Origin of the sequence: Kitasatospora sp. NPDC004799, from assembly GCF_040609095.1 — a bacterium.
Lineage (GTDB): Bacteria > Actinomycetota > Actinomycetes > Streptomycetales > Streptomycetaceae > Kitasatospora.
In genome coordinates, this window is sequence record NZ_JBEXJK010000430.1 from 1 (window position 1) to 6,775 (window position 6,775).

5 protein-coding genes are annotated in these 6,775 nt (G+C 72.7%); 4 read left to right on the forward strand and 1 reads right to left on the reverse strand.

The window, feature by feature from the left end; translation table 11 throughout:
* Positions 1–378: 378 nt before the first annotated feature.
* Positions 379–2,004 (reverse strand): glycosyl hydrolase family 18 protein, encoded by a 1,626-nt coding sequence (locus tag ABZW03_RS34535; protein ID WP_355267427.1) that lies wholly within the window; start codon positions 2,002–2,004, stop codon positions 379–381.
* Between the two features lie 457 nt (positions 2,005–2,461).
* Here ABZW03_RS34535 and ABZW03_RS34540 point away from each other — a divergent pair, with 457 nt between their 5' ends.
* The 4 genes from ABZW03_RS34540 to ABZW03_RS34555 all read left to right on the forward strand — a co-directional run.
* Positions 2,462–3,199, forward strand: a complete 738-nt coding sequence (locus tag ABZW03_RS34540) for an isoprenyl transferase (protein WP_355267440.1) — start codon at positions 2,462–2,464, stop codon at positions 3,197–3,199.
* 351 nt (positions 3,200–3,550) lie between these two features.
* On the forward strand, positions 3,551–4,885 hold the full coding sequence (locus ABZW03_RS34545) for a PhoH family protein (RefSeq protein WP_355267431.1): 1,335 nt from the start codon (positions 3,551–3,553) through the stop codon (positions 4,883–4,885).
* A gap of 431 nt (positions 4,886–5,316) precedes the next feature.
* Complete coding sequence (locus tag ABZW03_RS34550; protein ID WP_355267434.1) at positions 5,317–6,072, forward strand: transglycosylase SLT domain-containing protein; 756 nt, start codon at positions 5,317–5,319, stop codon at positions 6,070–6,072.
* 483 nt (positions 6,073–6,555) lie between these two features.
* A partial coding sequence (locus ABZW03_RS34555; RefSeq protein ID WP_355267437.1) for a hypothetical protein occupies positions 6,556–6,775 on the forward strand: 220 nt, incomplete at its 3' end.

Genomic DNA, 6,775 nt, shown 5'->3' on the forward strand with positions numbered 1-6,775 from the left:
GCTGGGCTGGCTTTTGGGGGGGATGGTGCCCGGGGGGCTGTGGGCAACCAGGGGGGCCCCGGCCGGGGGGGCCCGCCGCCGCCCGGTGCGCGGGCTCGACCTCCCGGTCGGCCCGTTCCTGCTGCTCGGCGCGCTCACCGCGGTCCTGGCGCGGTGAGGTCGCCGAGCGACCGGCCCCGACAGCCCCGTGAAGGCCGGCCCCTATAAAGGGGACGGCCCCGGAACGGAAGGGCCCGGAACGGAAGGCCCCGGAACGGAAGGGCCCGCCGCACCGGTCGGTGCGACGGGCCCCGCCGCCGACGCGCAGGCCCCACCCTCAAGGAGCGGCGCGCCGGGGGAGTTGGGCTTCTGGCGGCTGCGGCCGCAGCCGGCCGCGGGCTACGGCATCTTGTGGACGAACGGGCCGACCGCGGTGGAGAACGCGTTGCCGTTGTTGGCGTCCCAGTTGGTCGACCAGGTCATCGCGCCGCGGATGGTCGGCCACTTGGCCGGCGGGACGAAGCTGCCGCAGTTGTTGCCCGTGGCCAGGCAGTCCAGCGCGTTGTTCACCACGGTCGGCGAGACGTAGCCGCCGCCGGCCGCCTTGGTGGAGGCCGGGACGCCGATGCCCACCTGGTCCGGCCGCAGCCCGCCCTGGATCTGGGTGCAGACCTGCGAGGTGATGAAGTCGATGGTGCCCTGGGTGTAGACCTTGCCGTCGCAGCCGTTCATGCCGCCCGAGTTGTAGAACTGGGTGTTGACGACGGTGAGGATGTCCTTGGTCCTCAGCGCCAGCTGGAAGTAGGCGCCGGAGGTGTTGTACATCCCGATGGTCTCGGGGGCCATGGTCAGGACGAAGCCGGGGCCGACCTTGGCCTGCAGGGCGTGCAGCGCGTCGCCGAGCGGGCCGGCCTGGACGCCGTTCTCCAGGTCGACGTCGATGCCGTCGAAGCCGTAGTCCTTGATGATCGCGTAGGCGCTGTTGACGAAGTTGGCGCCGGCGGTGGCGTCCCCGACGGTGATCGCGCCGTTCTGGCCGCCGATGGAGAGGATGACCTTCTTGCCGGCCGCCTGCTTGGCCTTGACGTCGGCGCGGAACTGGGCGTCGGTGTAGCCGCCGAGCGCCTTGGACAGGCCCGGGTCCACGGCGAAGCTGATCGCGCCGGCCTTGGTCGGCACGGCGTCGGCGAAGGAGACCGCGATGATGTCGTACGCGCTCTGGACGTCGCCCAGCCGCTGCACGGTCGAGTTGTTGTCGAAGTTCTGCCAGTAGCCGGTGACCAGGTGGGCGGGCAGGCCGGTGGCCGGCGGGTTGGTGCTGGTCGGCGTGGCGGTGGGGGTCGGGGTGGCCGTCGCGGTCGGGGTGGGCGTCGCCGTGGGGGTCGGGGTCGACGTGGCGGTGGGCGACGCGGTGGCCGTCGGGGAGGCGGTGGCCGTGGCGGTGGCCGTGGGGGTCGGCGTCGGGGTGGTGGGGGTGGCGGTCGGCGAGGGGGTGCCGGGTCCGGTCAGCGTGACGTCGTCGGCCAGGAAGGCGCTCTGGCCGTACCAGCCGTGCAGGTAGACGGTGACGCTGGTGGTGTTCGCCCCGGTGGTGAAGGTGGTCGACAGCTGGTTCCAGCTGTTCTGGTTCGACCAGGCGGACGGGTCGGTGCCGCCGGTGCCGCGCGCGCCGAGGTAGGTGTACGGGCCCTGGACCCACGCGCTCAGCGTGTAGCTGGAGTTGGGCAGCACGGTGACGGTCTGGACGCACTCGCCGGTGTCGCCGGCGCCCGGGGTGGACTGGAGCGCGCCGGGGCCGGTGTGGCCCGGGGAGACCGTGGTCGCCCCGCCGGTGCAGGCCCAGCCGCCGATCGCGCCGTTGTCGAAGCCGCCGTTGTAGAGCAGGTTGCCGGCCGCCGCGCTGGCGCCGCCGGCGAAGAGGGCGAGGCCGCCGCCGGCCAGGGCGAGGGCGGTGGCACCGGCCGCGACGGCCGGGAGGGGGCTGCGCCGGCGCTTGTGCGAGGGCTGGTTCAGCGTACGGGCCATGGGGTGACGCTCCTGGGGGAGGAGCGGCCGCCGCGGTGGGGGGCGCGGCGGCCGCGTGTGGGGGAGGGGAGGTCCGAAGCGAGCCTGCGGGGCGGAGGAGAGGAGGATCGTTCCGTCCCGGATCAAAAGCTGGACTAGACCATTGCTGGTCGTCAAGCATCGGACGAACGGCTTACGGTTCCGTTAAGGATTCGGAGACCGTTCCGTGTCCGCGCCCCACGGGCCCCGCGGTGGTCCCGGAGCCCGCCCGGACGGCGCCCGACACACCCGTCGCGACAGACTTCGTACAGGACTGTGACAAGACCGCTACCTGCGGCTTCTCCGAGCACCGGTGCGCCGGAGTAGGCTGCGCCGGGGGCGGAGACGCACCAGTTCAACGAGCACGGAGGGGCCGGGAAACATGGGTCTGCGCGATGTCGCCGAACGGACGCCGGGGCTGCGCACCCTGCTCGGCGGGATGTACCGGCTCTACGGCCGACGGGTCGAGGTCCACCTCGCGAGCACCCCGCGCCACATCGGCGTGATCCTGGACGGCAACCGTCGCTGGGCCAAGGCGGCCGGCGGCTCCACCGCGTACGGCCACCAGCGCGGCGCCGACAAGATCAGCGAGTTCCTCGGCTGGTGCGACGAGACCCACGTCAAGGTCGTCACCCTCTGGATGCTCTCCACCGACAACCTGGACCGCCCGGCCGACGAGCTCGTCCCGCTGCTCGGCATCATCGAGGACGCCGTCACCGGCCTGGCCGCCGCCCGCCGCTGGCGGGTCAACCCGGTCGGCGCGCTGGACCTGCTGCCGCAACACACCGCCGACGTGCTCAAGCGGGCCGCCGACCGGACGGCCGACATCGACGGCATAACGGTCAACGTCGCGGTCGGCTACGGCGGTCGGCACGAGATCGCCGACGCCGTCCGCTCGCTGCTCCAGGAGCAGGCCGGGCGCGGCACCTCGATCGAGGAACTGGCCGAGATCCTGACCGTCGAGCACATCTCCGAGCACCTGTACACCCGCAACCAGCCCGACCCGGACCTGATCATCCGCACCTCGGGCGAGCAGCGGCTGTCCGGCTTCCTGCTCTGGCAGAGCGCGCACAGCGAGTTCTACTTCTGCGAGGCGTACTGGCCGGCCTTCCGCAAGGTCGACTTCCTGCGCGCGCTGCGCTCGTACGAGCAGCGCCACCGGCGGCTGGGGCTGTAGTCCCGGCCACCCCGGACCGATCCCGGCCGTTCCCGGGTGTGTTCCCGACCGCTCCCGGTCGTTTCCCGGTCATGCCCGACCGCTCCCGGCCGCCCCCGGGGCGGTGACCCCGGCTGCTCCGGGGCGGTGGTCCCGGGCCCGGCCGCCGGGGCGAAGTGACCGCCGTAGGCCTGGCCTACCCGGCGCCCGCGCGAGGCCAAACGTTCACCGGCAATGATCCGTCAGTTCTCCGGGGGCGCGAATGCACCGTTCCTCGCCTGGGAATACTCCAGTCAGTCCGGCCCCGAGGCCACCGGGGCAGCGAGGCCGGCTTGCCGCGGATGACGCAGGGTCATCCGCTCTGGAGGCCTAGTGGTCAGTTCCAAGAGCCGCCGGACACCAGACCGGCGCACGTACGTTCTCGACACCAGCGTGCTCCTGGCGGACCCGCTCGCCATGACCCGCTTCGAGGAGCACGAGGTCGTCCTCCCGGTGGTGGTCGTCACCGAGCTGGAGGCCAAGCGGCACCACCCGGAGCTGGGCTACTTCGCCCGCCAGGCGCTGCGGCTGCTCGACGACTACCGCATCCGCCACGGCCGGCTCGACGAGCCGATCCCGGTCGGCGAGCTCGGCGGCACCATCCGGGTCGAGCTCAACCACTCCGACGTGTCGATACTGCCGGTCGGCTACCGGGCCGGCGGCGGTGAGGCGGACACCCGGATCCTCGCGGTCGCCCGCAACCTCCAGGCCGAGGGCTACGACGTCACCGTCGTCTCCAAGGACCTGCCGCTGCGGATCAAGGCCAGCTCGGTGGGCCTGCTCGCCGAGGAGTACCGGGCCGAACTGGCGGTCACCTCGGGCTGGACGGGCATGTCCGAGCTGCACGTCCCGGCCGACCAGGTGGACGCGCTGTTCTCGGCCGGCCACGACGCCGGGGTGGACGTCGACGGCGCCGCCGAGCTGCCCGTCCACACCGGGCTGGTGCTGACCTCGGAGCGCGGCCGGGCGCTCGGCCGGGTCACCGGCGACGGCCGGGTGCGGCTGGTGCGCGGCGAGCGCGAGGCGTTCGGCCTGCGCGGGCGCAGCGCCGAGCAGCGGGTGGCGCTGGACCTCCTGCTCGACCCGGAGATCGGGATCGTCTCGATGGGCGGCCGGGCCGGCACCGGCAAGTCGGCGCTGGCGCTGTGCGCGGGGCTGGAGGCGGTGCTGGAGCGGAGGCAGCACCGCAAGGTGATGGTCTTCCGGCCGCTGTACGCGGTCGGCGGGCAGGAGCTGGGCTACCTGCCCGGCACCGAGGCGGAGAAGATGGGCCCCTGGGCGCAGGCGGTCTTCGACACCCTCTCCGCCGTCACCACCCCGGACGTGATCGAGGAGGTCATCTCCCGCGGGATGCTGGAGGTGCTGCCGCTGACCCACATCCGGGGGCGCTCGCTGCACGACGCCTTCGTGATCGTGGACGAGGCCCAGTCGCTGGAGCGGAACGTCCTGCTGACGGTGCTGTCCCGGATCGGCCAGGGCTCGCGGGTGGTGCTCACCCACGACGTGGCGCAGCGGGACAACCTCCGGGTGGGCCGCTACGACGGCGTGGTGGCGGTGGTGGAGAAGCTGAAGGGTCATCCGCTCTTCGCCCACATCACGCTCACCCGCTCGGAGCGTTCGCCGATCGCGGCTCTGGTCACGGAGATGCTGGAGGACATCCACCCGTGATCCGCCCAATAGGGGCATAGTCGGACAATACGGTCAACTCGCGTTCTGGAGCTCGTTCCTGAGGGAGCGGGCTCCATCCGTTTCATCACATCGAGTGCTTTGTGTTCGGGGAACTGCCGGACGGTGGATGTGACATGCGCCACGCGAGCGGGAATTGCGTCGACAGTGCCCGGTGCGGCATGGTGAGGGTTCTGTCAGGCCCCGCGTACGGCGCGGCAGGGCTTCCGGACTCCGGGAGTCAGGCCCCGGAAGGTCCGCCAACTCCGGTCGGTGGGCGCACAATTGAAGACAGTTGAGCCGTACGCCGCCCGATTCCAACGCCCGGTCGCCTCACCTCGGCCGGACGCCGGGCCAGCACCTCCCGTGACCAGAGCACCGTGCGGAGGTCCGTGCCAAGGGGCATGTTGCGCCCGTACGGTCACGCGTGGGCGATGCTGGAAGGAATCCATGTGACTCGGATCTCGGTCCGGGGAGTTGCTGTGGCCTCCGCCACCGCCGTCACCGCTGTCGGTGCCGTCGTGGGCATGGCCTCGGGCAGCGAGGGCAAGACCACGCAGACGGTCGACGTCGCCGGCGCGACCCTGCTTGCCGAAGTCCCCTCTGGCGCCCAGGCGCAGACCATCAGTGACAACATCGGCCAGCAGGCGTCCGCCCAGCAGGCCTCCGCCGACGCCGCCGCCAAGGCCGCCGCGGAGCAGAAGGCCGCCGAGGAGGCCGCGCGCCAGAAGGCCGCCGCGGACGCCCAGGCGAAGGCCGACGCCCAGGCCAAGGCCGACGCGGAGAAGGCCGCCAAGGCCGCGGAGGAGAAGCGCAAGGCCGACGAGGCCGCCGCCAACCGCTCCAAGGCCCGCTCGGCGATGACCGCGGTGGAGGACAGCGCGCCCGTCTCGGTCAGCCCCGGCTCGGTCCAGGAGCTGGCCCGGCAGATCGTCGGCAACGACGCGCAGTTCCAGTGCTTCAGCCAGATCGTGAAGCGCGAGAGCGGCTGGGACTACACCGCGACCAACAAGAGCTCCGGCGCGTACGGCCTGGTCCAGGCGCTGCCCGGCACCAAGATGGCCTCGGCCGGTGCCGACTGGCGCACCAATCCGGCCACCCAGATCAAGTGGGGCCTCAGCTACATGAACTCCCGCTACGGCAGCCCTTGTGGCGCCTGGTCGTTCTGGCAGGGCCACAACTGGTACTAGGAACGGCGGCCGCTCCGGCGGTCCGGTTCCGCACGGCCCCCCGGCCGCCCGTCCTGCTCGGACGGATGGCCGGGGGCCGTGGTGTTCTCGGGCGCGGTTCGCCGAGGAGGAGGCGGACCGCGCCGCCCGGGCTGCGCTGACCAGTGCGCCCTCGGGCGGTGCGGTCCCGGTTGCGGACGCGGGGCGCGGGAAGGGGTCCTGGATGCCTCCCGCACCGGCCGGTCCGCCGGCGGTTGGCCGTGGGGTGACCTCGGCGGCGTGGCTCCGGGGTCTCGTCCCGTCTCCTCCCCAGCGAACCGCGTCCGAAACCAGCCGGAACCTGGCGCTTTGTCCGGTTTGCCGGGCTGGGAGGTTCGAATCGAACGGACCGGCGACCGGACTCGCCGCACCCACGCCGGGTAGCGTCATCCCTGACGGCCGCGGCAGGACCCGCGGCGTACCGCCGGGCACGGCGGGTTCGGTAGGGGAGCGGTGGTAGCGAGGATGGCGAGGGGCGGAAAGGCCTTCAAGGCGGTGGCCAAGGGCGTGGCCGTGGTGGCCAGCGCGGCCGCCGTGATCGAACGGCGCCGACGCGCCGCGATGGCGGCCGACCCGCACGAGCCGGTCCTCCCGGCCCTGGCCGACGGGCACGTGCCGGTGCTGGTGGACGGTGTCCCGGCGCTCGCCGACCCGGCCGGGCCGGTGCCGGTCCCGCGGACCGACC